Consider the following 22,895-nt stretch of genomic DNA (forward strand, 5'->3'; position numbering starts at 1 on the left):
AGTGAGCTGGTCGCCGACTTTGAAGCATGGGAGGCCCGCAATGACTGATCCGGCAAACGAGTTCGAAAACATGACCCCAGACCAGATCTTGGAGATGACGCAGCGACTGCGGATTCAGACCGACCAGGCCCAAATGCTGCCACCTCCCGCCGGTGCGAAAACCGAGCCAGCCAACATTCCACGGTCCGTGAAACTGCCCCCGACTCAGGACCGCCGACTCAAGGCCCGCGCCAAGGAGCGGGGTATGAGCCAGTCCGAATATCTGCGGTGGCTCGTCGAGCAGGATCTGAACAAGCCCGTCGATCGCCCGCTGACGTTGACGGACCTACCGCTGATCGTCAAACTCGTTCGGGCCCAGGCCGCATAACCCGCCGGACCGCCACCACTCGGGATCAATCGTCCGTGTCGATTTCGACGATCAGCGAGCCCGCGACCCCGCGCACCGAAGCGCCGGGGAATTCAAATTTCTCACTACCCCAGGCGAATGGACGGTGCGAGTCCTCGCCGCGGGCGGCACCAAGATCGACAACACGATCTCTGTGGAGCCGGGCGAAATCTCCATGCTCGAAGTCGCGATCTGACGCCGGGACCGTCTGACAGCAATCGGGTACGTCCATCGCACTGACCGCCAGCACTCCAGCTGCGACCACCGGCGACCCACGCCGGCCGGTTCTGTCAGCGCGGTATGCGGCAAGGCGACCTCGTCGAGGGAGGACCGAATCCGCCGCAGCCACGGCTCTCGCCCGGGCCACACGTCGTCATAGTTGACCGCGTCCGTCGCTGCGCGAGGCGATGGCCACCGACGAGGGCGCTCCCGCAGCCAAGGGCGACTAGATCGGTTTCAGCAGATCCGTCACGAACACCGCAGTTCGTGACGGTCTTTGCCGTGCCCCCAAGACTTGGGGCGATCTCGAGTCCATGCGCTGCGGTATCTTCCAGGCGATCGCCGCACCCTGGTCGGCGCGCAGAGGAAGCACGCTACTTGTTCAACAAATCCATTGCGGCCGCCGCCCTCTCGGTGAGCGCCGCTGCCGTTCTTGCGGCACCGCCTGCCGCCGCCGACCCGGTCAACTGGGGCGCCGTTTCCCTCAGCGTGTGGGGCAACGTCTACGCGTTTTCGGTCAACCACCCGACGGAAGCCGACGCCATTCGAGCCGCCGACCGAGCGTGCAAGGGTCAAGGCATCATCGACTGCCGGATGATGGTGACGTTCGCGAACGGCTGCGGTGCAGTCGTGACGAGTCCGCTCGCGATCGTCGCAGGGTTCCCGATCGTGGGCTTCGGTAAGGGGGCGACCCCGGGGGAGGCATACGCAGACGCCACCCGCAACCTCCCCACCGGCACCGGAAGCGTCGGCTCGTTCAATCGCGAACATGCCTGCACCCAGCCTTGATCTAGTTCCAGCACGGTCCTCGGCATGAGCGGATGTTCCCATCCAGTGGTCGGTCTCGCCGATGGTGGCCCGCGCTGGCCGGTCCGGTCAGCGCGGTATGCGGCATTTGCGGATACCCAGTCAGATACGGCCAGACCGGTCAGCTAGCCCAATTGGCGGCGAGGGTGAGGCAGAACGGGTGGCCGCTCGGATCGAGCAGCACCCGCCAGCTTTCACCCGGTTGAAACTCGGGCACCGTAGCGCCCAACTCGACCAGTTGCTTACTGGCCATCTCGAGGTCTTCGACCGCCAAATCCAGGTGGAACTGCTTGGTTCCATTCTCGTTCGGCCAGGTGGGCGGCTGATAGTCCGCGACCGTGCCGAATCCCAGCGCGTGGTCTGGACCGGTAAGCATGGCGTACTCGTCCTGCACGTGGGCAATCTCCCAACCGAGCGCGGCCGCCCAGAACTCGGCGTCTCGCCGCGCGTCGGCACTGTCCAGGGTGAGCATCTTCAGTGTGGCAACTGCCATGGATCTTTCCTTTCCGCAACAACATTGCTGTCAGCCCAGTCTGGATCGCCGACGCCGCCCCACGATTGTAAGAACGCGACACCGGCCGCTGCCGCTCCGACGACTCATCGAACGAGGCGCCGTGACCCGACCACCGGGGTCCCGAACTTGCCTGACGGCTGGATCATGTCGTCCTCCTCGCGCTGGCCGGTTCGGTCAGCGCGGTATGCGGCATGAACGGATATCGTGCATAACCCAGGATTCGATCACTCGGTCAGTGTGGCCAGCACCGCAGAGGTGTCGTGGTAGTACGGGCGGAACTCGGTGATCAAGCCATCTCGAAAGCTGATCCATTGCAGTAGTGACGTTTTCAATGTAAGGCCGGTGCGTCGTGCGCGCAGTCGGCCGCGGCTGTAGACCACGACCCGATTCTGATCGCTGAGGAACTGCTGCTCGTCGAACCACAGACCGTCCCAGTTCTCGCCCATGGCGGCAATGAACTTCCGGAAGCCCTCGTGCCCACGCCATTCGCCACCGTAGGGCAGGCTGGATGCCTGGTACATAACGACGTCCGAGGCCAAGTGCGCGGCCATCTGCTCGAACTTGGCACCCTCGGTGAGGTAGGCGGCCTCGGCCGCATAGAAGGCCCGCAGAGTTGTCATCACATCAACTGACATTCTCCCGATCCTCACAGCGACCGGTTCTCCACGCTGGCGGGATTCTGACTTCGCAATTCGAGACCGGTGCCAGTGTCCACATTCACGATCATCGGCATGAGCGCGCGTTTGGCCGACCGCGGCTCGGTCAGTCCGAGCCGCCCCGTAAGCGGCAGTTGAGGATATTCGCGCTCAGTCGCCAACCGTGTGCGGGGCCCGCATTCTCAAGGAGGAGAGTCGGGCCCGCACCGTGGAGTGTCGGGCCCGATTGCTAGTCGCGGATCAGAGGAGGGTGCGGCAGTAGAGGGCTTGGGGATGGTTGCCGCGGCGGTCGCGGTTGGAGAACGCGATGCCGGCGAGGTACTCGTTGGCGTTGCACTGGCCCTTGAACCAGCCTTCGGCCCAGTCGCCGCCCTCACCGGAGGCCGGGCGGTTGTCGCCGCGGTCGAACCACACGGTGCGGCCCGCACCCGCCAGCGGCAGTCAACCGGGCGCGCACAGGACTGCCGACATCTCGTCACCGCGCAGGCTGTAGCCGATCATGAACTGCCCTTCGGCACACTGATATTTGGTGAAACTTCGCCCAGTCGGTGCTGACCTTCTCGGACTTGACCGTGACCGCATTGGTACCCGGCTGCCACAGGTCGCCCACGGTGGCGTCGCCGCAGAGCCCGCCCTGGCCGCGGTCGGTGGCGCCGATTCAGCGCCCCTGGATTCAGGGGTGTACCTCCGCCTAGACCTACCGGTATGCTTTGTGCGCCAGATGTCAAGGCGCAGCTGGTAATTCACTCGGGGGAGTTTCTACGTGATCCAAGCTGTCGGCCGACGTCAGTCGGCCCGGACAAGGCTGTGCGCGGTGGTAGCGGCATCGGTCGTCATGTCTTTCACGATGACGGGGTGCGGCGCGGAATCGACTGCACGCGAGGTGGAATCGGTCGATCCGACCTCGCTCGACACCGGCAGTTACGCGACCGCGCCGACGCAGGTCACCGCGTCCGACGCGGACGCGGCGGGCCGCGCCGCGGAGGCGATGCGGATCGGCGACGCCATGCCGCTGCCGATGGATATCGACCCGGCCCTGACCATCAATACCGGTGGCGTACGCCCGTTCACGAGTGTCTCCGACCTACTGATCCCCGAGATGAGGGGCGGTAAGTCGGCCTTCGGGTGGCTGGAGGACACGGCGTTCACGACCGATCCGACGGGGTTCACCGCAGGGTTCGCCACCTCCGCACAGACCGACGTGGATGCCGACCTCGGGTATCAGCTCACCGATCTGGTCCTGTCCTTCGACAATGCCGGCGACGCCGCCGCGGCAGCGGAGGTATTCGCGTCGGCCCGATTCCTGGATTGGGGCGAGGGCTCCGGCGAGCCCACACGGTCGGAAGCCCACCCCGGTGCGCTGTTGTCCTTGCAGCCCGTCCGCCAGGTCGTCGCCGGGTTCTATCCGGTGGGGAGTTTCGTCATCGGCACGCTGATCCAGAATCAGGAGAAGGCATCCGAGAAGATCTCGGATCTGCCCGACCTGATCGCGAAGTTCGACAAGGCCATTGCCGTCACCGAGGATCGGTTGAAGTCGTTTCATCCGACGCCGCCGGACCGGCTCACCTCCTTGCCGCTCGACCCGCTGGGCATGAGTCGCCTCACCTTGCCGCGCCCGGCCGGTGATCGAACCGCGCACGGATTCAACGGCGCTCTCGACGCGCACGGCGCACTCCACCGCGAATACGATTCCGGGGAGGCGCTCTCACTCTTCGCGAAGGACGGCGTGGACGCCGTCGGTTACGGCGCGGGAGTTCTGTATCGCACAAGGGACGACACCGCCGCGAAAGATCTGCTCGACACCTATTTCGTCGACAAGTTCCGCCATCGGATCGAAGCGCCCGCGGGTCTCCCGGGCGCCCGGTGCACGAAGTATCACGGCCCGAACCGCCGCGCGTTCCCGTTCGATTGCACAGTCGCCTACGGCCGGTTCGTGGCGCACGTGTGGTCCCAGCAACGGCAGGACGCGTCGCAGCGGATCTCCGCCCAGTACGCCATCCTCGCGAATGACAAGTAGGGGAATCGCGGTGCGCATCGGTACCCGCCGTGAGTGCGGCAGAAAGCTCTTCGACAGGCTGGCCCTCGGCATCGCGGCCGTCGCGGCCATCCCCTCGCTGGCCGGATGTGGTCACGATGTCTCTGGTGTCGCGGTCGCCGCGGAGGTCGACGTCCGGCAACTGCCGGTGGGCAACTACCCGACCGACCCGCTCGACATCCGTACGACCTATGACCGGTCCATGATCATCGCGGAGAATCTCGCCACTGCCCGGCTGGCCGACAATGTGGTCGTCGGGCCGGAGGTGGATCCCATGTTCGGTCACACCGTGCTGTCCAGGGTGCTCGGATCGCCGTCGGGCGCCTCCATGGTGCTGGCGGGGGCCGTGCAACCGGTACTGGAGCGGAACCACATGGTGTACGGCTATTCCGCCGCGGCCAGCACCGAAGCACGAGACCAGATGATTGGTTTCGAGGTCTCCAGCAACTTCCAGCCGTTCGGCGGCAGGATCGCGGGTCCGACCGCGACCTCGTTCAACGTCGCCGTGATCCAGTTCCCGGACGAGGAGCAAGCGCGGACCGCGGCCGAGGAGATGGAAGCCGCCGACTTCGATGTGTCTCCCGATCAGAACGCCCGCGTCACGCTGGAGCGTACCTCCGCCGCGAAAGCTCATTGGCGGCCGGGTATTCCGTCACTCGCCGCTACCGTCGCCGAAGGCCGCTATGTGGTCAATGTGTTCGTCGAGATGCCGACCGCCGACCTGGATGCCCTGCGCTCCCTCGCCGACCGGGTCTTCGCCGCCCAACTCCCGCTGCTCGAACGAGCCCCCGGATTGTCGACCGTGGAGATCTTCCGCCTCGACTACGACCCCGACGCCATGCTGCGCCGCACCTTGCACCCCACCGAGTACATCGACCCCAGCACGGACTGGGAGAGCACCCACACCACCCGCGGCTACCTGCACCACGTCGAAGCCCCGGCGACGTGGAAGCCACTGCTCGATGCGAACGGAGTCGACCGCATCTCCACCGCCTCCAGCGGCGGCCTCCTCTTCCGCACGCCGGACACCAGATCCGCCACCGCCCTATGGACCGGAATCACCTCCTTCACACCGGATTCCGCCGATCCCCCCGCCGTCCCCGACACCACCTGCGCCCGAACCACCCACCCCGACACCAGCCGCCCCTGGTCCGACCTCAACGCATGGAACCACAAGGACAAATTCACCTGCACACTCCACTACCACCGCTACGTAGCCCAGGTCGCCGGCGACCAACTCCTCGAAGCCCAACAGAAGGCAGCCGCCCAGTACGCCCTACTCGCGAACAGCCAATCCTTCTGATCTGCCAGCCTCCCTCCAGAACCTCACAACCAGCAAGAACCCCCACAGCGGATCAGCATGGCGCGCCTCACATCCGACCCACCAGTACACTCGGCACACCAGAAGTACGGCGTCACAGGTAATTCGGTATCGGGGGGATATTTCGACATGCGTCATGGCCATGGCCGCCTACGGTCGGCCCGTCTCGGGGTGCGCGCGGCCGCGGCCGCAGCGCTGGCGATTTCGGTCCTGGTGAGCGCGGGGTGCGGGTCGGAATCACACTCGGCTGAGCAGCAAACGGTTGATCTGACGAAGCTGGACACCGGAAGCTATGCAACGAAACCACAGCAGTTCGAGCCCAAAGATGCTGCACTCGCGGCTCGCACGACCGAGGCCCTGCGTTTGGGCAATGTTGTGCCCTTGCCGATGGATATCGACCCGGCCCTGACCCACAGGATGCTCGGCGTCCAGCCCTTCACCGGAGTGGATTCCTTCGAAGGAGATCCGTTCCTCCAAGTACTGGACAACGAACACTTCACAGCAAATACCCCGGGGTTGGTAGCAGGCTTCGCGACATCGGCCAAGTCGGACGCCGACAACAATATTGCGTTCTCACTCCGTGAGGCCGTGATGATCTTCGACACCGCGGACTCCGCTACGTCGGCGGCTTCCGCCTTGGCGCGTGGCGGCTTCGCCCGGACCGAGAGCCCTGAACTCGCCCAACCGGCAAGTTCACCCCAGTATCCGAGCGCTTCCGTCACCTGGGTCCCCAACTATCAGTTGCTCGCGTCCTTCTACGCGACAGGCAGATTCGTCATCGTGACGGTTGCCCAGAACACCGAGAACATGCAGTTGAAGGTTTCGGATCAACCCGGATTGCTGAACCTCTCCGACAAGGCCACCTCGGCCACAGTCGAGCGGCTGAAGAACTTCCAGCCGACCTCCACGGACAAGCTCGCCGCGCTTCCTCTGGACCCACAAGGCATTCTTCGGCTGACGCTACGGCGACCCACCGGTGATCCGATGGCCTATTCGTTCGACGGAGTACTCGACAACAAGGGCGCGCTGCACAGCTCGGCCGATCCTTCCAAGACTGCACCTCGCTACGACCACACAGGCGTGGACTACGTCGGTTACGGCGTGGGACAGATGGTTCGGACCCGCGACACGGAAGCGGCCAAGCGATACATTCAGGAAATCCCGGTCAGCCGATTCGAGCACAGGATCGATCCGCCGCCCGGACTGCCATCAGCTAGTTGCTACAAGGCGAAGGCTCCCAACGCGACTCAGTTCTCTTTCCACTGTTACGTCACCTTCGACCGATACGCGGTTGCGGTTCCGGCAGCCCAGCAGCAGGACGTGTACCAGCGGACGTCCGCGCAGTACGCCATCCTCGCCAACAACAAGTAGGGGGAACCGTGGGTATTTTCCGTATGCGCCGTGCATCGCGCAGAGGAGTTTTCGGTTCGGCCGCGATCCTGTTGACCGCGAGCATCGTCGCGGGATGTGGAAGTACGGTGTCCGGCAATTCGACCGCCGGTGAAATCGACGTCCGGAAGCTCGAGGTCGGCAAGTACGTTACCGAGCCTTTCGACACGCGGGCCACCTACCTTCACGAGGTACTCGCCGGCAAGCAACTCGCGACCGGTCGATTGGCCGACGCGGTCGTGACCGGACCCGATGTCGACGCCATGTTCGGGCACAGCGTCCTGACCGATACGCTCGTCGATCCCTTCAGCTCCGGCGTATTGGCCCGTTCGGTCGCACCGGTCCTGCAGAACAACAAGATGATGTTCGCCTTCAGCGCGAGTGCCAGTACGCATCCGCTTCCCGACAAGTTCATTTCGCAGGACTTCCTGATCTACCACCCTCTCGGCGGCGCGGAAGCCAACCCCGAGGCGACATCGTTCAATGTGACCGTGCTTCAGTTCCCTGACCAGCAGCTAGCCCGGACCGCAGCCGAGCAGATGGAGGCCGCGGATTTCGGGATAGCCGCCGACCAGAACGTCGGCGTCACGCTCGACAAGCAGCCCAGTGTCAAAGCGCATTGGCGTCCGGGCATTCCGTCCATGTCGGCGACCATGGCCAGCGGGCAGTACGTGGTATCCGTCTTCGTCCAACAGCCCAAACCAGAGCTCGAGGGTTTGAAGGCCCTGGTAGAGAAAGTGTTCGCGGCCCAGAATCCGTTCCTCGAGAGGCTGCCTCCTCTGTCGGACAGAGACGTTCTTCGACTGGATTACGACCCGGACGGGATGCTGCGCCGAACCCTGCATACGGTCGACTACGCCGACGCTGACGCCGACGATGAGATCACCCGTACTCCTCGTGGCTATCTGCATTACGCCGGGGATGAGACTGTCTGGAAACGACTGCTCGAAGACAATGGAGTGGATCGAATCTCCACGGCCAGGAATGGCGCATTGCTCTTCCGTGCACGCGACGCAGCTGGTGCGACCGCCCTGTGGTCTGGGATCAACGGCATCACACCGGATTCCGATGACAAACCGATGGGTGTCCCCGGCGTCTCCTGCGCCGAGAATCCGAAGGCCAAGACCACCCGATCGCTCAAGGCGTGGAATCAGTACAGCCGATTCGTCTGCACGCTGCACTATGACCGCTACGTCGCACGGGTCGCGGGCTCGCAATTAGCAGACGTCCATCTGCGTGCGGCCGCACAATATGCCCTGCTTGCCAACAGCCAGTTCATGTGAGGACTTGGGATGAACATCGGACCGGGCGTCATTGTCCGTGGTTACCGTATCGAACGCGTACTCGGCTCGGGCGGCATGGGCACGGTCTACCTCGCAAGGCATCCCGAGCTGCCGCGTTGGGATGCGCTGAAGGTTCTCAGCCCGCAGTACAGTCGGGATCCCGAATACCGCGCACGTTTCGAGCGCGAGGCGAATCTTGCAGCGGCCCTGGATCATCCGAACATCGTCTCGATCTATAACCGCGGCGAGGACAACGGTCAGCTGTGGATCGCGATGCAGTATGTGAACGGCATCGACGCGGCGGAGGCCGCCGAGCATGATCCGCAGTCGATGACACCGTGGCGCGCGCTGCACATCGTCACAGAGGTCGGGCGGGGTCTCGACCATGCACACCGCCGGGGCCTACTGCATCGGGACGTCAAGCCCGCGAACTTCTTGCTGTCCACCGGCGACAACGGTGAGGAACGGGTGTTGCTCACCGACTTCGGTGTCGCAAAATCGACCGAGGACACGAATGAGCTCACCCAAGCCGGCGGGTTCGTGGCTACTATCGCCTATGCCTCGCCGGAACAGCTGAGCGGGAACCGGCTCGACCATCGTGCCGATATCTACAGCCTCGCCTGCTCGTTCTTTCGACTGCTGACCGGTCAGAATCCCTACCCGGGAACACAACCGGCCGTCGTGATGATGGGCCACCTCAGCGAAGCCCCACCGCGGATCACCGCAGTCGACCCTACGATTCCCGCGGCTGTGGACGAAGTGATCGCCGCCGCCATGGCCAAGAACCCGGCTGAGCGATTCGATACCTGCCATGAATTCACCGCGGCATTGAAATCGGCTCTGGAATACGGTGTCTCGGGCCTTTCGATGCAGACTGTGCCACACAATCGACCCACCGACACGACGATGTCGTTGTCACCGGCACCCAGCACGCCCGCCAAACCTGCTGCGAAAAGGCGTGCCTTGCTCATCACGGCGGTCGGCGCTACGGTCGTCGCGCTCGGTGCAGGCGTGGGCATCTGGGCAACGCAGCAGGGGTCAGCTGGATCGGCGGCCCATAACGCAATGGCCGATGCCCGATCCCAGAACCCCGCCTTCTATGGGAAAAGCATGGCCGTAGTGGATATCTCGGGCACCAGCGGCTCCGCGGCGGACATGGACATTCAATTGAAGCCGGGTCCTCAAGCCAAGTTCTTCGAGGACCTGGGTTTCAGCTACAACCCGAACTTCCTGCGGAAGGGTGATGAGCCGAATCCACGGCCAATCGCACCGGGATCCGATGCCAAATACAACGCGCTCACACCCCTCACCACCGGCTTCGTTCTCGCCGTCCGCAGCGACACCGACTCCGGTGGAGGCGGTCTGGTGAATCTCCCGTCCCCGCTCGCGGCGACCAAGGCGTCGGTCATTGTTCTCGATGACCCGATCGCTGTGGCCGCGATCCGCCAGTGGTCGGACAACTCCGAACAAATCCTGATCGACAAGCTTGTGCCGATCCTTGCCAAAGGCGTCAGGTAGTCCCGGTCGGCTGTCAGCGGTCGAATCACCGTCACTGTCCCGGCAGGGTGTCCCAGTTCTTCAGGGCGTCCTTGCCGGACAGCGTGGGGCCGGGAACCAGCTGGCTGATGATCTCCCACGGAGCCAGATGGGGTGCGGTCCCGAGTCCGAGGATCCCGGCAGTCGTGAGATCCGGAATGCCGTACCGGACTCCGTTATCGGCGATATAGAAGAGGTTGTCGCGCCGCTGACTCCCCGGTTCGACTCCGGTGGTCCGCACGAATTCTCCGGTGGCGGGCGGAACATAGACCGCATCAACGCGATCGCCTGCGGCTCCGTCCTTGGTAGCCAGATCAACCGGACGCTGCGACTCGGGCAGGGGCAGACGCGTGCCGAGCAGCAATTGAACGGTCGCACGGTCCGAAGGCCCCTCGGTGGCATCCGCCTGTTCTCGACCGAGGCCGCTCTTCTTAGCCCAGGTGATGCAGGCGACCGGGTCGTCCTCGGCGGTGATGGTCTTCGGAGTGCTCTCGGGGAAGTCGTCGACCGGCAGCGTATGCAGCACCGGGATGCCGTTCAACACATCCGGTGTCACGGACTTGAAGCCGTTCATTCCTTGGGAGTTATTGGAACCGATGACCTGCGCGGTGAACGCGGAGATCCGCTGAACACCGTCGGCGAGCACGACATACAGGTCCGATCGATCCGAACCATCCAAGGCCGCGACCTTGATGATTCCGCCGACCGGCACACTGCTGAGCTTGCCCGGACCGTTCTCTCCAACGCGCGGGATGGTGGGCGGCAGCAGAGCCGGAACCGTAATCGCCGCGCCGACAAGATTGCTGGTAGCGGGCCGCGATCGTTTTCCGCTCAGGCCGAGCGCCTGCGCGATCGAGTCCTTCGTCCGATCGAATTCAGCGACCTTGCCGTTGTATACCAGGTAGTCCTTGCCACCCTTGCTCACCCAGATCGCAGCGTCGGTGCCGACCGGCTTGATCCGGTCACTGAGTTCGAGATGTCCTGCAATGACGGTCGTCTCCGCACCAGCGGACGATGCCGCACCACCCGACGCCGACAATGGCACCTTGTCGCACAAGGTCCATTGGGACCGCTCCCCCTGTCCCGTTCCAGGCAAAGCCGCAGGGACACCGGGAATGCCGAGAATGGGACCCCGCGGGACCGAGTTGAGTTTGGAGTCCTTGACCGATTTCGGCGACTCGCTGGTGCCCGAGATTAACCGCGCCGACGCGAGATTCAGCGTCGGATACAAAGTCATCTTGCTCTTGTCGTCCTTGTCCCGGATGACGACGTAGAGCGCACCGCTGTCTTTGCCCATCACGATGTTCGCGTCGCCGATGGAGCCCTGCGGACGGATGAAGGCCATGATCGCCGCGCCGGCCACCACGAGCAGCGCGAGCACGGCTCCCACCATCAACGACCGGAACTGCGACCGCATCGGGTCGTGCAGCATCCGCACGTCGCGACGAATCAGCGCGTGATCCAGTCGACGCAGCAGAAAGCGGTACCCATTGACCTGGGCACGAGTGGTCAATTGGGCTGGCACTAACCAAATCCTCCGTCGAACCGGGAACTACGGGCAGGTAGATTACCGCGCACCAGCCAACGACAGCGCAGCCCTCCACAAGGAGGAGTGCGCTGTCGCGAGTGGCACCGATTTTCTTGCAATTAGCCGCCGAAGGACTGACCGACCTTGGCGTCCGCGGACAGCGCGTTGTGCAGCGCGTTCTCAACCGCGGTGGTGACCTTGTCCAGAATGGTCAGGCACTTGTCGTGGTACGCGGAGTCCCAGTGGGACTTCGCGGTGATGACGGCCTGCAGAGCACCGTTCTCGGCGCCGCTGTTGGGGTCCGTCCACGCGGTCTTCAGGCGCTCGTACGCCTGGCCGAGGTCGCTGCTGGTGTCGACCGCGGCGGTGCCGTCACCGGCAACGGCGACCAGATCACGGTGGAAGGTGCGAAGCTCGTCCACCAGCTGGGTCATGTGGGCTTTGTCGTAAAGCATGAGTATTCCTTTGCAGTGAAGAAGAAATGGGTGGGGCGCTGGCCCGTACTACCCGAGGTTCGTGAGGGCGGCCTTGAAGGCGTCTTCATTGGTGATGTCCACGTTGCTGAACACGTCCGTGCCCGCGCCGACCTTCTCCTGGAACTCGTCCATCGCCTTGTTCAGGTTCTGGGCCTCGGTGTCCCACGCGTCAGCAGCGGACTTGAACGCCTCAGCCGCCTGGCCCGCAAAGCCGGTCCGGGAGTTGTCCACGGTCTCGGTGATCTTGCGCAGCACGTCCTTGATCGACGCGACCACATCGGCCATGTGGGACTGCGCGGCCTTCGCGAGTTCCGCTTCGTTTGCAACCATCGTCTGTACCTTGCCTTTTCTTCGGAAATGGATAGGCGATGCGCTGCGGCATCACCGGTTCGGGGCGTCAGCTGCGAGCAAGTCACGGGTGACTCACGACAGCCACCTCCCCCCGGGCAGCGAGTCGATCAGAGCCGAGATCGACTGCGCGATACGGTGATCACTGCCCGGTGTCAGCGTGGACCAGAGTTGCTGGTCCTGGGCGACGCCCGGTGCGGCCACGATGCGGCCTCGTGCGGTGTCGTAGACCGCGACGGCTCCGGGCGATCGGTCGGTGACGCCGTCGGCGTAGGCGTAGGCCACGATTTCGGCGTAGGAGTGGGTGGCGGAGAGGGCGAGGCCGTAGGCGGTGGCGTCGGTGTCGGGGACGCCGAGGGTGTAGACGGTGCTCGCGTAGTCCTCGGAAGTTGTTGCGGTGTCGAGGCGTTCGGCCAGGTCGGCGGATTCGGCGCTGAAGGCGGCGAGATCGGCGGGCGGGCAGGGGCCGAGGGCGTCGAGGAGGGGGCGGGCCAGGGAGTCACCGGAGCCGTCGGACCATAGGGGATTCAGGTCGAGGGTGTCGCCGCGGCGGATGGCGACGGCGTGGCTGTCGGCGCGGCGGGCGACGCAGACGCGTAGTTGGCCGTTTGCGGTGTGGACCCGCATGGCTAGCTCGCGGTCGGGTTGGGCGAAGGTGAAAAGCGTTGTGGCGGTGTCGGTGTCGACGTCTCCGTGGGCGTCGACGATGCGGCGGGTGCGTAGGTCGGCGCGGGCCTGTTCCTGGGCTTCCTGCCAGTCCTCGTAGGTCTCCTGGCGTGGCCCGACGGATAGGACGAGCGGCAGAGTCTGCACACCTAGGTGGCCGGCTAGCGCGATGAGTCCGTCGTTGGTGAGGGTGGTCACGTGGCCGACCCCTGACTGCCGTCGGACTCCGCTGTGCTGGAGGCTTTTTCGGACCCACTGCCGGCATTGAAGGCGATGTCGACGGGCGCGCGCTGGGCGGCCGGGTCCAGGCCGCCGAGGACGGCGGGCGCGACCTGCATGCCGGAGGTGAGGCCCAGCTCGTTGTCGCTGGTGGGCGCGCCGACGAGCCCGGCCCGCGGCGTGTGCTCCTCATCGCTGGACTGGCCCGTGCCCCCCATCGGCGTGGGGGCCATGGTCGTCCCGCTCTGCTGCACCGTAACCGGTTGCGTCACAACGCGTTGCGTGGTGGTTTCCTTGGCCTCGACGGTGGTGGCCCGCACCTGCGTCAGCGGCATGGGAGGCAGGTTGAGCGAGCCGAGGTTGATGTTCGGCATCGACGGCGTCGGGACCGTGGGCGCTTCCATCTCGACCGGCGCGACCGGCTGTTCGGCGGGCGTCAGCTCGGCGGTGACCTGCGGCGGAGCTTGGTGTTCCCACGGCTTGGCCAGCGATTCGGTGGCGGCCTCGTAGGTCCGCATGACCCGCGCCGCCTGCGCCTTGGCGGCGTCGGCGTCCATGTCGGTCTTGGCGAGCCCGCCTAGTAGAGGCATCCCGCCCGCGAGGCCGAGCTGCTGCATCAGCTGCTGCAGATCTTTGAGCTTCTCGACCTCGTCGACGTCGGGCATGGTCAATTTCGCGAGTTCGTATGCGGCCGCGTGCGTTTCGGCCTGAACAGCATTACCGGCGGCTGCGGAGGCGGAGGCTCCCATCCAGTCACGCAGCGCTTTGATGCGTTCGATGAACGGCCCGCTGTTCTTGGATTCCCAAGCACTGTCGAGGATTACGAGAATTCTCTCGTATTCCACGGCGGCGGCGGCGAAACCCGCGCTCAGTCGAGTCCACGCGAGCCCGGCTTCGGCGGCGGGGATCGCCCCGGCGCCCGTCACCAGTTCGCGCGCCAGCTCTTCGGGCGGCTTGGATTCCCAAACCGTCTCGGTGAAGCCGGGTTTCGTCGGTTCCAGCATCGAGGAGGGTCTCCGCTCAGCCGGCGAAGCCGAGGACGGACTGTTCCTCGACCTTGCCGAAGGCGTCGAACTGGCTGCGCAGCGTCGAGGCGAGGTTACGCAGTTCGGTCACACCGTCGCCGCCGGAGGCCACGAAGGACGCGGCGACCGTGTTGAGCGTCTGCGCGGCGCGCTGCGACACCTCGTCGGAGCCGGCGGGCGCGAAGTCCAGCTTCGCCTGCTCCACACCGAGCCCGTTGGCGATGCGGTCGGCGAGCGCGTCCAGCTGGGCCGCGGCGTCGCGGGCGGTCGAGGCGTCGAAGCGCAGACCGTCGAATGCGTTGATGCTCATGCCAATCCTCCTGTGTCCCCTGGCAATTCGAAATCAGAGTGTGAGGGCCTTGTCCGGTGGCTCCTCGATGGCCTCGATAGCGCCGACGACCGGCAGCACCACGCCTTCGATGACGCCGACCACTTCGTCGCCGTGCGCGCCGGTGACCAGGCCCGAGCGGTCCGAGGTGGATTCCTCGTCGGCGGCGCCCGCGCGTCCGGCGGCGCCGGCGCCCGTCATGCCCGGCGAGCTGGTCGAGGTGGTGCGGCCGTTGGCCTCGGTGGTGGTCTTCGGTATTCCGGCGCCGGTATTGCTGACCTCGCCGGTGGGAATCCGGTTGGCGCCCACCGTGGTCGAGGGCGTCGTGGTGGTGGGCACGCCGCCGCCGAAGATGGTGCTGAGCGGGCTGCCGCCGCCACCGTCGGTCTTGGTGCCGTCCGGGTTCTCGGTCTTCTTGGTCTCGTCGGTCTTGGTGGTGGTCGTCGAGGGCGTCGTGGTGGTGGTCTTGTTGGTGTTGTTGTTCGTATTGGTGTTGTTGTTGCTGGTCAGCGCGGAGCTGAGATCGCTGACGCCGCTGGACAGCACGGTCGCGCCCTTCTCGACCACCTTCTCGGCGACCGTCGGCGCGACACTGGAGATGGGCTGCAGCGCGGTGCCGACCATGTTCACCAGGTTCGAGATATTGGAAGCGACGGGCGCGCCCGCGATCATGATCTTCGTGCCGGCCTCGAGGATCTCGGCGGTGCTGCCCGCGAGCTGCACCTTGGTCTTGGCCACGATGGCCAGGCCCGCGTTGATGGTCTCGGTCGCGGTGGCGATCAGCCACGGGATCCCGGCGGGGGTGGCGATCAGCGCGGTCGCCGCGGTCACCTGGGCGATGAATTGCGCTATGAGAGCGGACATTTCGGCGTAGCCCTCGGCGACGATGGCTTCGGCGGAGAGCAGGATGGCGTGCTGCTGCGCGCCCTGCGCGGCCACCGTGCCGCTCTGCGCCTCGACCTCGTTGCTCTTGAGCTGAGCGGCGGTCGCCGCGTCCCCGCTGAAAGTGTTCATCAGCGTGCTGGTCGCCGACTTGCTTTGCGAGGTAGCCGAAGTCAGCGCACTGACCAGCGAGGTGATGATGGTCGCCGGGTTGAAACTGCTGTTGCTCAGGCTCCCTGTCCCGAACGATTGCAGCAGGCTGGTGACCGGCTGGATCAACGCCGTGGGGTCGATGGTCGGCAGCGTCGGCAGCTGCAGCCCCGACAGATCCGGCAGGCTGATTTGCGGGATCTGCGGCAGCTGCGGCAATCCCATGGTGCTCAACACATCCGTGACCGGTGTATCGAGGTAAGGACCGATCGGGCTGCTGCGCAGCCCGTCCAGCACGGTCGGATTCGACGGACTCGTCACAGCATCGTCGATAGGAAGCTCGCCGCCGAGGTCACCTCATTGGTGCCGTAGGTGCCGACCGCCGTGTACGCCGCCGTCGCCGTGTTCGCGTGCACCGCTGCGATCTCCGCCGACGACATCAGGAAGTTCCCCTGCGCGACAGCGAAGGCCGCCAGGAATTCCTGACCGATCAGACCGAAAACCGGAACCGCCTGCGCCATCGCGGCGCCCACGTCCGCGGCCGCCGCCCCCGCGACCTGCGCGGCGATTCCCGCCTTCTCGGTGCCGTACGCCAGGATGGGCGGAAATTCCGCCGCCACGTGATCAGCCATCAGTGTCCCTCCCACTACCCTTGATCTTGCTCAGACTACAAGCACGAAATTTCTTGTGCCAGACCGCAAGATGCAAACTCTGGCGCAAAGTTCTGTTAACAAACCGGCCTACTCGGCCATCTCCTCATTGAACCGGTCGACGATCTCGGCCCGCCGTTCGAACGCCCGCCGCGCCGCCTGCGCCGCCGTCGTCACCACGGCCTGCTCGAACTCCGCCGGTGTCATTCGCGATACCGCGCTACTGAACTGCAGGTCCTTGAGCGCGCCGTTCCCGTCGACCTCCGCGGTCACGGCCCCGTTCTCGGACGTCTCCCGCCCGCGCACGGCCGCCATCTGATCCGCCAAGTCCTGAAACCGATACAGCTGCCGCCGCACCTGCTCCTGCAACTCATCCATCGACGAAACCACGAGCCCCCCTCTCACACCGTCCTGAGCCAACTCTGCGGCTCAGTATCGTAGTCCTGCTCCTCGACAATCTCCTGCCGAGCCACATCCGCCTCGGTAGGAAGCCCCGCCCGAGCCAGCCCCGCCGCATCAACCCCGGCCTCCTCCAACTGCTTCCGCAGCGCGAGTCCAGCCCGATTGGCAGCCTTCTGACAAAGCCGCAACACTTCCCCCGCCAACTGCCCCGGATCCCGATGCAACTCAGCCGATTCAACCTTCACGGCCAGCGGCAGACCTTGATTGGTAGTCCGCACCCGAATCGACCCGGTCGTATTGGCAACCACCAGCGAGGCCCAATCCCCCTCACCAGCACCAGAACTGACCGCCCCCACCTCAGTCACGGCGAACTCCCTCCCAGTTAGCTTGGCGTATGACTACCATACGACACCGCGCGGTGTCACCTCGATTTCCCGGAATCAGCTATCCGAACAGCGCATTCAGGCTTCGCGGATCACTGTCCGCGTTCTTCGCGGATCGCTTGTACGACCGCCGCGACGCGACTGTTGATTGCCGTCACCATCCGCTTCGAGTCCGCCGGCACTGCCATGAACGGAAGCTCGTCACCTCCGATGAAGTATCGACCGTCATCCTCGACGTCGCGCCAGTCCATCTGGCGAGAGGTAATGCCGCGCGGCCCGTACTTCGAGAAGCCCTGAACCACTTCGATGGTTCCCATGCATTCCATCGGAGCCGACAGAAAGCGTTTAGCTCGCAGGCCGATCGGGTCCTCGAGGTTGTCCTCGATCAGTGAGCGACGGTATTCGTCGTGGCTACTGTCCGGCTCACCCGGAGCCTGCAACATCACCTCCGAATGGCTACCGCCGCCAACCTGCGGCAGGGCCGCCACAACCAGGTCCGCCAACGCCACCGGATCACATTCGGTGACAGTGAATCCACCACTGTGCAGAAAGGTTTCGCCCGGCAACTGCTCGATCACGAACCCGTAGGTGCCTCGTCGCAGCGCGCGGATCCGAACCCGACCATCCGCACGAGACGGATCGCGTCCATCGAATCCATTGGCCGTGATGCTGAGGTCGGGTTCGGCGATGGCGTCCGACAGCAGATCCAGCCGCTTGGTCCAGTCACGCTGCAGTCGTTCGAATACCTCTCGCTTCTCGCGAAGGTAGTCGTAGTACATCGGGGTACGGCTGGTGTACAGAAATGGCGCCGGCATGGCGTCACCCGTGGCCTGCTCCCACAGCACCACGAACTCCAGGTCCTCGAAACGCAGACCACCGGTCACTTCTCCGCCACCGGCCTCACCGCTTCCGGAACACCTTCGAACACGTCATCGAGGTTCTGGCCCGACCGCAAGAACTCGGGTCGCTTGTGCTCCTTGCTTCCACCCTGACCAGCACCCGCACCCGCACCCATCGGGCTGCCGGCCATGCCGCTTCCGGACGAGGTACCGGTACCAGTGGTGGTTCCGGTGGCCAACCCAGCACGTGAGACAGATTGTGTTTCAGTCTTTTCATCAGCGACGGCAGCTGCCCGAGGAAAGAGCCTGGTCTGCGGATTGTCGCTCTTGGGCGTCGAACCAGGAGCCCCACCGGTTGGTGTTCCCCCTGGACTGCCGCCGGGTGAGGTCGGTTCGACCGGGGTAGTAGGCGTGGTCAGCAGCGACGCGAGCTGCTGTTCCAGCTGTTTGGCGGTGGTGTCCGTGGTCTTCTGAGTCGTCTGCGCGAGGGACTGGATCAAGCTGGAACCCTGCGAAGCAAGCGATTCCACCATTTGGGCGCCGCTCTGGGCGAGCGTCGTCAAAGCCGACGTAAGCGTGGTTAGGGTGGTATCCGGGGTTGTGGTCATCGGCGTCTGCGGGGTGGTTGGCTGTTGCGGAGTTTCCGGGGTCTGCGGCGTTTGCGGAGTATCCGTGGGCAGATTCGGCGCCGAAGGGGTACCACCCGTCGGAGATCCCGATGGGTTGGTCTGCGGCGAACCCGCGGGCTGGTCCGTCTTCGGATTTCCATTGGGTTGTGGAATCGATGGCGGGGCATCCACCTTCGGGGCCTCGGGCTGCGGCAGGGTCACGCGCGAAGAGTTGTACTCCATGAGGCCGGCGACGTAATAGGCTTCGCAATCCTGCCGGTACTTGACGAGCGCCGATTCCATGCAATCGTTCGCGGTCGCCGCTTGGTAGGTCTTGCCCCCGTCCGTGACTGTGTAACCAGCCGCTGAGCCTCTGCCGTTCTGGTTTTTCGTAGCCGCATGAAACTTCACCTCGGGCGCGTCACCCTTAGGCATACGCTCCGCGGTCGACTTCAACCACCCTTCCGCCTTGTAGAGGCGGTCTTCTACATCGCCCATCTTGGATATCAAGTCCGAGATGGCCGTTCGAGCACTTTCCATTGCCGCCAGAGCCAGGGGGCCCGACCCGCTCGTCCACGAGTTCCTGAAGTTCGCCTCGTTGGTCTTCGCCTTGAAATCCGTCACGGCCTTATTGAGCTCATCCTTCATCCAGCCCCAATCGGCTGCGAGACGCCCCGGCGCCCCTTTGATGCTCTCCCCCAGCGCACGCAGGTCATTCCATCCCTTGACGTAGGGATTCTCGGGCCAGACGGCTCCCTGAGTCTTGATGTCCGTTTCGTTGTACGCATAGGCATGCGTGCGCGACTTGCTACTTCGATTCGAGACATACTTCTCAACAGGTTTCGGCGAGGGCGTCTTGCTACCGATCTTCGAGTAGTCCGGACCTTGACTGACCGAAGTGGGTGAGGCAGGCATCGTGTCAGGCATCTTCTGATTCAGGAACACGGCGATGGATTCATCCTCCGCGTTCTTGAATTCCTTGATCGCGTTCTTGAACTTTTCGGACAAGGCGGTCACGACAGCGATGTGTGTGCCGAGCGCGGCGTCGAGCTCGGTATCGAGTTTCGTGAATCCCTCGGTCCACAGATGACCGGACTTGAATATCGCTTCAGGACCGGCGAAGTCCTCCACGTTCCGTGCCCCCAGGAACGACCTCACCGCGAGCAGGTGCCCGATCAACGTGCTGCAGCCATCGATCGCCGTCGTGGCCACTGCGGGACTGAAGTCAACTTTGCTGTTGTCGCCCATCCGGGATCCTCCCCCCACCTGATGATCTGTACCGAAACCGCCTCGGACTCAATGCCCAGAAACGACACTATCCTGATCCGTTCCTCAGCCGGGCAGACTGTTGGCCAGCAGATTCGCCAGTTCCTCAGCGCCCCTGCAGAGTTGGCCGACATCCACGCCCTGGATGCTGTAAGCGCGCAGTTCCGATTTGGCGAAGCCGTAGGACGTGGGCCATACCACCCAACACGACGCATTGTTGTTGCTACCTGGATCCAGGAACGTCTTGTACTCCTGGCCGTCGATCCTGCCTCCGAGAAGACGAACGGGCTGGGGCGACACCCCGAAGTCATTCGGCCGCATGACGCTGAGGAACAGTTTGCCGCTGGGGACCTGTCCAACGTAACCGATAGGGTGTTTGCCGCCGTCGTCCCACTCGCAACGGCGCAGGGTCGGGGCATCCATCTGGTCGCTGTCGTAGAACTGGGTAGTGAATCCGAACCGCTGCATCTGTTCGGGCGTGAGTACGCATGGGCTGGGCAGCGGGGCCGACGGTGTCACGTGCACCGTGGATTCTGCAGCGGCAGCACCGGAATCGGTATCTGTATCGGTATGACTCACCGCGTATGCCCCTGCACCGACGAGCGCCAGGGCACCCACTATCGCAACCACGATGAGCTTCCGTTCTCCGTTTCCCGCGATCGGCTGTCCGGCGGCAGGCGCACGGCCACGAGCTCCGTCGATCAGGTCACGCGCTGCCGGCGTGAACAAATCGCCCGGCAGCGCCGTCCCGCGCGTGCCCTTCTCCCGCAGGAAGGCCCCGCCCCCGATCGTGAAGAGGTCCTTGATCCGGTGATAGGGAACAGTCTCGACACCGGTGGTCCGCACCAGTTCGAGCGAGTCCTGATGGAACCGGGCCGATATCGCGGTGCCGGGCGCGGTGTACGCCACCACCGCCGGGTTGCGCTTGAGCATCTGGATCCCAGTGAGCAGCAAGCCGATCACAACAGCCAGCACGAGGACTACGAGGTACGACAGCAGTAGATCCGTGAATTTCCAGTCCGGGCTGCTCGTCGCATTGAAGAGTTCGAGGAAGCGACGGGACATCACGATCAACGGGATCGTTAGCAGCAGCCCCACGGTCGATGGGGACCGCCAGCGGGCCAGAGCGAGAACACGGCTCAACCGCAGAGCGGTGCCGGAGTCCGACGGGACCGCCACCTCGATCACGGGCTCGGCAACCGGCGAATTCTGCGCAGAACCAGGCTGTTGTGGCTGATACATCGTCCCCCAATCGACCGAGCACTACCGAACGGAACCCTACCCATCGGTAGACGGCGACGCGAACCGTGGCGTTCCCAGGTTCGGGCGTCCGAGGGATTCTCGCGATCTCAGCATTTACGCCTGATCCATAGCGAGGACGCCTGGTGGGCAGCGCCCTGTCCCGGAGTCCGTGTGCATCAACGTATAGGGTCAGCGGTGACGGAGGGGGATCTCATGGTTGTGGCCATTGTCATCGGCGTGATCGTTGTCGCGGCGCTGGTAGCGCTGAATATTTCCGGCAACGCCCGAGAGCGTGAACGACAAGCGGCAATGGCGGCTGCGATGGGCGGCACGGTCGGCTGGCCCTCAGCCGAGTGGCGTCAGCAGCACTCGAGAATCGGACTGTGCCCGTATCCGTCGAAGGCCGGCTACAAGGCTCCCATCCACGGCCATGCAGCTGGCGCTCCCTTCACTACCTTCTTGGTCGAGCACCAGACCATGTTCCAGAACATGATCACCACCTGGCGGCACACCGCCGTCGTCATCGAAGGCGTCGACCGCTCCGTGGACAGGCTGGACCTGCTCTCGACGCAAGGCGAATGGCTCCTCGAGTTCAACAACAAATCCGTCGAACACCGCCGATTCTCCAGCGGTAATGAAGAATTCGACCGCTGGTACCTCGGCCTGACCCCCAACCACCCCGAGCAGGCCCGCCAGCTGCTGACCCGCCCGGTAATGGCTGCCGCCTACTCCATCGTCCAGATCGCGCCCACCGCCCGAATCCGGGTCAACGAGGGCGCAACCATCTGCTGGATACGAGGCGTCCACGACAGAGACTCCGCCGCCTACCTCGAAATCATGCGACTCACAACCGAGCTTGCGACCGCCATCAATCAGGCTGTTGCACAGCTCAATACAGGCAACCAACACCTCAGCTGAAGCACACGACTATCCCGTCGTGATGACCCGAACGGCCAGGTCCTTGGCCTCCGCAGTGACCTCGCCAAGCTGATAGTCGCGAGTGGTGATGTGGCGCACCAACTCCGGATCCGGGGGCAGCGCATGTTTACGCAGGTAGTGGGTCACCGCACCGGCCCATATCCAGACGCCGTCGGTCCGGAAGGTCAGCGGCACATCGCGATCGGATGGGGCGAATTCGTCAACCTCGAAGCTGCGCGCGGCCAGGACGATCGGCGCGGAGTTGAGATAGCCGAGGATGCGGTCGCGCAGATCCGCGGGCAGCGGCTCCCTGACCGCGATCGGACGCCCGCTGTCGTCGCGGCTGTCGTAGACGCGTGCGAGCCGTGGTAGCTCGTCGAATTCGGCACTCACCGTAGGAAACCTCCGCCCCAGAGTTCGGCCACCAGCATTGCACAGGACATAGGGGCCAAGCCCTACGAGGCGCTGAACTCGCCGTTCACAATGCCCTTCTCGAATGCGCCCCACTCGGCGGCCGTGAACGCCAACTCGGTTCCGTCCACGCTCCTCAAGGTCACACAGCCGTCGGGGTCGATCACAACAGTCAATCCCATACCGACTTCACCCGTATTTCCGCATAGGACGAAGTCGAGCACATCAACCCATTGAGCGTTCGTCACCGTGATGATCGGTCGACGTTCCGGCGGTCCGGAGTACTTGCTGTCACGAATCCGCACAACCTCGGATGCGATGGCGACCTCGACGCATTGCCCCCCGTTGCTTCCGCTGTAGCTGGACTTGCGCCACCCGACAGAACTGACCGGGGCCATCGACCGACTCC

General features: G+C 64.4%; 27 protein-coding genes. 9 read left to right on the top strand and 18 right to left on the bottom strand.

The genetic code is table 11. The features are described 5' to 3' along the window. The first annotated feature begins 40 nt into the window (after positions 1 to 40). The 3 genes from ACFV4K_RS01140 to ACFV4K_RS01150 all read left to right on the top strand — a co-directional run bounded on the left by ACFV4K_RS01140 (position 41) and on the right by ACFV4K_RS01150 (position 1,393). Entirely contained in the window at positions 41 to 367 is a 327-nt protein-coding gene (locus tag ACFV4K_RS01140) for a CopG family transcriptional regulator (protein WP_379271074.1), read from the top strand. A gap of 124 nt (positions 368 to 491) precedes the next feature. Further along, positions 492 to 581, top strand: coding sequence for a hypothetical protein (locus ACFV4K_RS01145; RefSeq protein WP_379271075.1), 90 nt, complete (start codon positions 492 to 494; stop codon positions 579 to 581). 401 nt (positions 582 to 982) lie between these two features. Further along, positions 983 to 1,393, top strand: coding sequence for a DUF4189 domain-containing protein (locus ACFV4K_RS01150; RefSeq protein WP_379271076.1), 411 nt, complete (start codon positions 983 to 985; stop codon positions 1,391 to 1,393). 139 nt (positions 1,394 to 1,532) lie between these two features. Here ACFV4K_RS01150 and ACFV4K_RS01155 read toward each other — a convergent pair whose 3' ends face one another. The 3 genes from ACFV4K_RS01155 to ACFV4K_RS01165 form a co-directional block, all read right to left on the bottom strand. Next, complete coding sequence (locus ACFV4K_RS01155; RefSeq protein WP_040862753.1) at positions 1,533 to 1,904, bottom strand: VOC family protein; 372 nt, start codon at positions 1,902 to 1,904, stop codon at positions 1,533 to 1,535. 245 nt (positions 1,905 to 2,149) lie between these two features. Continuing rightward, the gene (locus tag ACFV4K_RS01160) at positions 2,150 to 2,560 is read right to left on the bottom strand and encodes a nuclear transport factor 2 family protein (RefSeq protein ID WP_357284993.1); all 411 of its coding nucleotides are present in this window, start codon (positions 2,558 to 2,560) and stop codon (positions 2,150 to 2,152) included. Between the two features lie 261 nt (positions 2,561 to 2,821). Continuing rightward, entirely contained in the window at positions 2,822 to 2,995 is a 174-nt protein-coding gene (locus tag ACFV4K_RS01165) for a hypothetical protein (RefSeq protein ID WP_379271077.1), read from the bottom strand. Between the two features lie 421 nt (positions 2,996 to 3,416). Here ACFV4K_RS01165 and ACFV4K_RS01170 point away from each other — a divergent pair, with 421 nt between their 5' ends. From ACFV4K_RS01170 to ACFV4K_RS01190, 5 genes are all read left to right on the top strand, one after another. Further along, the gene (locus ACFV4K_RS01170) at positions 3,417 to 4,598 is read left to right on the top strand and encodes a hypothetical protein (protein WP_379271078.1); all 1,182 of its coding nucleotides are present in this window, start codon (positions 3,417 to 3,419) and stop codon (positions 4,596 to 4,598) included. 10 nt (positions 4,599 to 4,608) lie between these two features. Continuing rightward, the gene (locus ACFV4K_RS01175; RefSeq protein ID WP_379271079.1) at positions 4,609 to 5,919 is read left to right on the top strand and encodes a hypothetical protein; all 1,311 of its coding nucleotides are present in this window, start codon (positions 4,609 to 4,611) and stop codon (positions 5,917 to 5,919) included. Between the two features lie 189 nt (positions 5,920 to 6,108). Continuing rightward, a complete protein-coding gene (locus ACFV4K_RS01180; RefSeq protein WP_379271080.1) occupies positions 6,109 to 7,308 on the top strand; it encodes a hypothetical protein in 1,200 nt (399 codons plus the stop codon). An 8-nt stretch (positions 7,309 to 7,316) separates the two neighbouring features. Further along, entirely contained in the window at positions 7,317 to 8,609 is a 1,293-nt protein-coding gene (locus ACFV4K_RS01185) for a hypothetical protein (protein WP_379271081.1), read from the top strand. Positions 8,610 to 8,618: 9 nt separating this feature from the next. Continuing rightward, the gene (locus ACFV4K_RS01190; RefSeq protein ID WP_379271082.1) at positions 8,619 to 10,127 is read left to right on the top strand and encodes a protein kinase; all 1,509 of its coding nucleotides are present in this window, start codon (positions 8,619 to 8,621) and stop codon (positions 10,125 to 10,127) included. A 31-nt stretch (positions 10,128 to 10,158) separates the two neighbouring features. On the opposite strand, the gene eccB is transcribed toward ACFV4K_RS01190, so the two are convergent. The 13 genes from eccB to ACFV4K_RS01255 form a co-directional block, all read right to left on the bottom strand. Then, positions 10,159 to 11,670 (bottom strand): type VII secretion protein EccB, encoded by a 1,512-nt coding sequence (eccB, locus tag ACFV4K_RS01195; RefSeq protein ID WP_379271083.1) that lies wholly within the window; start codon positions 11,668 to 11,670, stop codon positions 10,159 to 10,161. Between the two features lie 122 nt (positions 11,671 to 11,792). Then, positions 11,793 to 12,128, bottom strand: a complete 336-nt coding sequence (locus ACFV4K_RS01200) for a hypothetical protein (protein ID WP_379271084.1) — start codon at positions 12,126 to 12,128, stop codon at positions 11,793 to 11,795. A gap of 48 nt (positions 12,129 to 12,176) precedes the next feature. Beyond that, positions 12,177 to 12,479 (bottom strand): WXG100 family type VII secretion target, encoded by a 303-nt coding sequence (locus ACFV4K_RS01205; protein ID WP_379271085.1) that lies wholly within the window; start codon positions 12,477 to 12,479, stop codon positions 12,177 to 12,179. Positions 12,480 to 12,572: 93 nt separating this feature from the next. Then, complete coding sequence (locus ACFV4K_RS01210; RefSeq protein ID WP_379271086.1) at positions 12,573 to 13,361, bottom strand: ESX secretion-associated protein EspG; 789 nt, start codon at positions 13,359 to 13,361, stop codon at positions 12,573 to 12,575. Continuing rightward, entirely contained in the window at positions 13,358 to 14,386 is a 1,029-nt protein-coding gene (locus ACFV4K_RS01215) for a PPE domain-containing protein (protein ID WP_379271087.1), read from the bottom strand. The genes ACFV4K_RS01210 and ACFV4K_RS01215 overlap by 4 nt, the downstream gene beginning before the upstream one ends. A gap of 16 nt (positions 14,387 to 14,402) precedes the next feature. Then, positions 14,403 to 14,717: a PE family protein gene (locus tag ACFV4K_RS01220; protein ID WP_357088993.1), complete on the bottom strand. Its 315-nt coding sequence runs from the start codon at positions 14,715 to 14,717 to the stop codon at positions 14,403 to 14,405. Between the two features lie 33 nt (positions 14,718 to 14,750). After that, positions 14,751 to 16,088, bottom strand: coding sequence for a hypothetical protein (locus ACFV4K_RS01225; protein WP_379271088.1), 1,338 nt, complete (start codon positions 16,086 to 16,088; stop codon positions 14,751 to 14,753). Then, positions 16,085 to 16,399, bottom strand: coding sequence for a hypothetical protein (locus tag ACFV4K_RS01230; protein WP_357088998.1), 315 nt, complete (start codon positions 16,397 to 16,399; stop codon positions 16,085 to 16,087). The genes ACFV4K_RS01225 and ACFV4K_RS01230 overlap by 4 nt, the downstream gene beginning before the upstream one ends. Positions 16,400 to 16,507: 108 nt before the next feature. Beyond that, on the bottom strand, positions 16,508 to 16,795 hold the full coding sequence (locus tag ACFV4K_RS01235; RefSeq protein WP_357282351.1) for a YbaB/EbfC family nucleoid-associated protein: 288 nt from the start codon (positions 16,793 to 16,795) through the stop codon (positions 16,508 to 16,510). Between the two features lie 23 nt (positions 16,796 to 16,818). Next, positions 16,819 to 17,184 (bottom strand): hypothetical protein, encoded by a 366-nt coding sequence (locus ACFV4K_RS01240; protein ID WP_357089002.1) that lies wholly within the window; start codon positions 17,182 to 17,184, stop codon positions 16,819 to 16,821. A gap of 110 nt (positions 17,185 to 17,294) precedes the next feature. Beyond that, the gene (locus ACFV4K_RS01245; protein ID WP_379271089.1) at positions 17,295 to 18,086 is read right to left on the bottom strand and encodes an ESX secretion-associated protein EspG; all 792 of its coding nucleotides are present in this window, start codon (positions 18,084 to 18,086) and stop codon (positions 17,295 to 17,297) included. Next, positions 18,083 to 19,897, bottom strand: a complete 1,815-nt coding sequence (locus ACFV4K_RS01250) for a hypothetical protein (RefSeq protein WP_379271090.1) — start codon at positions 19,895 to 19,897, stop codon at positions 18,083 to 18,085. The genes ACFV4K_RS01245 and ACFV4K_RS01250 overlap by 4 nt, the downstream gene beginning before the upstream one ends. A gap of 84 nt (positions 19,898 to 19,981) precedes the next feature. Further along, complete coding sequence (locus ACFV4K_RS01255; RefSeq protein WP_379271091.1) at positions 19,982 to 21,103, bottom strand: hypothetical protein; 1,122 nt, start codon at positions 21,101 to 21,103, stop codon at positions 19,982 to 19,984. 267 nt (positions 21,104 to 21,370) lie between these two features. Here ACFV4K_RS01255 and ACFV4K_RS01260 point away from each other — a divergent pair, with 267 nt between their 5' ends. Next, complete coding sequence (locus ACFV4K_RS01260) at positions 21,371 to 22,075, top strand: hypothetical protein (RefSeq protein ID WP_379271092.1); 705 nt, start codon at positions 21,371 to 21,373, stop codon at positions 22,073 to 22,075. Between the two features lie 9 nt (positions 22,076 to 22,084). Here ACFV4K_RS01260 and ACFV4K_RS01265 read toward each other — a convergent pair whose 3' ends face one another. Both ACFV4K_RS01265 and ACFV4K_RS01270 read right to left on the bottom strand, forming a co-directional pair. Then, positions 22,085 to 22,468, bottom strand: a complete 384-nt coding sequence (locus ACFV4K_RS01265) for a hypothetical protein (protein ID WP_379271093.1) — start codon at positions 22,466 to 22,468, stop codon at positions 22,085 to 22,087. A gap of 62 nt (positions 22,469 to 22,530) precedes the next feature. Then, the gene (locus ACFV4K_RS01270; RefSeq protein ID WP_379271094.1) at positions 22,531 to 22,884 is read right to left on the bottom strand and encodes a DUF397 domain-containing protein; all 354 of its coding nucleotides are present in this window, start codon (positions 22,882 to 22,884) and stop codon (positions 22,531 to 22,533) included. Positions 22,885 to 22,895 lie beyond the last annotated feature (11 nt).

Origin of the sequence: Nocardia sp. NPDC059764 (genome assembly GCF_042732555.1) — a bacterium.
Lineage (GTDB): Bacteria > Actinomycetota > Actinomycetes > Mycobacteriales > Mycobacteriaceae > Nocardia.

Excerpts from the sequence above, each read along its gene's own strand:
- ACFV4K_RS01155 (WP_040862753.1), bottom strand. The coding sequence starts at position 1,904 with ATGGCAGTTGCCACACTGAAGATGCTCACCCTGGACAGTGCCGACGCG.
- ACFV4K_RS01215 (WP_379271087.1), bottom strand. The coding sequence starts at position 14,386 with ATGCTGGAACCGACGAAACCCGGCTTCACCGAGACGGTTTGGGAATCC.
- ACFV4K_RS01190 (WP_379271082.1), top strand. The coding sequence starts at position 8,619 with ATGAACATCGGACCGGGCGTCATTGTCCGTGGTTACCGTATCGAACGC.
- ACFV4K_RS01220 (WP_357088993.1), bottom strand. The coding sequence starts at position 14,717 with ATGAGCATCAACGCATTCGACGGTCTGCGCTTCGACGCCTCGACCGCC.
- ACFV4K_RS01270 (WP_379271094.1), bottom strand. The coding sequence starts at position 22,884 with ATGGCCCCGGTCAGTTCTGTCGGGTGGCGCAAGTCCAGCTACAGCGGA.
- ACFV4K_RS01250 (WP_379271090.1), bottom strand. The coding sequence starts at position 19,897 with ATGGGCGACAACAGCAAAGTTGACTTCAGTCCCGCAGTGGCCACGACG.
- ACFV4K_RS01205 (WP_379271085.1), bottom strand. The coding sequence starts at position 12,479 with ATGGTTGCAAACGAAGCGGAACTCGCGAAGGCCGCGCAGTCCCACATG.
- ACFV4K_RS01260 (WP_379271092.1), top strand. The coding sequence starts at position 21,371 with ATGGTTGTGGCCATTGTCATCGGCGTGATCGTTGTCGCGGCGCTGGTA.
- ACFV4K_RS01170 (WP_379271078.1), top strand. The coding sequence starts at position 3,417 with ATGTCTTTCACGATGACGGGGTGCGGCGCGGAATCGACTGCACGCGAG.
- ACFV4K_RS01230 (WP_357088998.1), bottom strand. The coding sequence starts at position 16,399 with ATGGCTGATCACGTGGCGGCGGAATTTCCGCCCATCCTGGCGTACGGC.
- ACFV4K_RS01160 (WP_357284993.1), bottom strand. The coding sequence starts at position 2,560 with ATGTCAGTTGATGTGATGACAACTCTGCGGGCCTTCTATGCGGCCGAG.
- ACFV4K_RS01200 (WP_379271084.1), bottom strand. The coding sequence starts at position 12,128 with ATGCTTTACGACAAAGCCCACATGACCCAGCTGGTGGACGAGCTTCGC.
- ACFV4K_RS01140 (WP_379271074.1), top strand. The coding sequence starts at position 41 with ATGACTGATCCGGCAAACGAGTTCGAAAACATGACCCCAGACCAGATC.
- ACFV4K_RS01235 (WP_357282351.1), bottom strand. The coding sequence starts at position 16,795 with ATGGATGAGTTGCAGGAGCAGGTGCGGCGGCAGCTGTATCGGTTTCAG.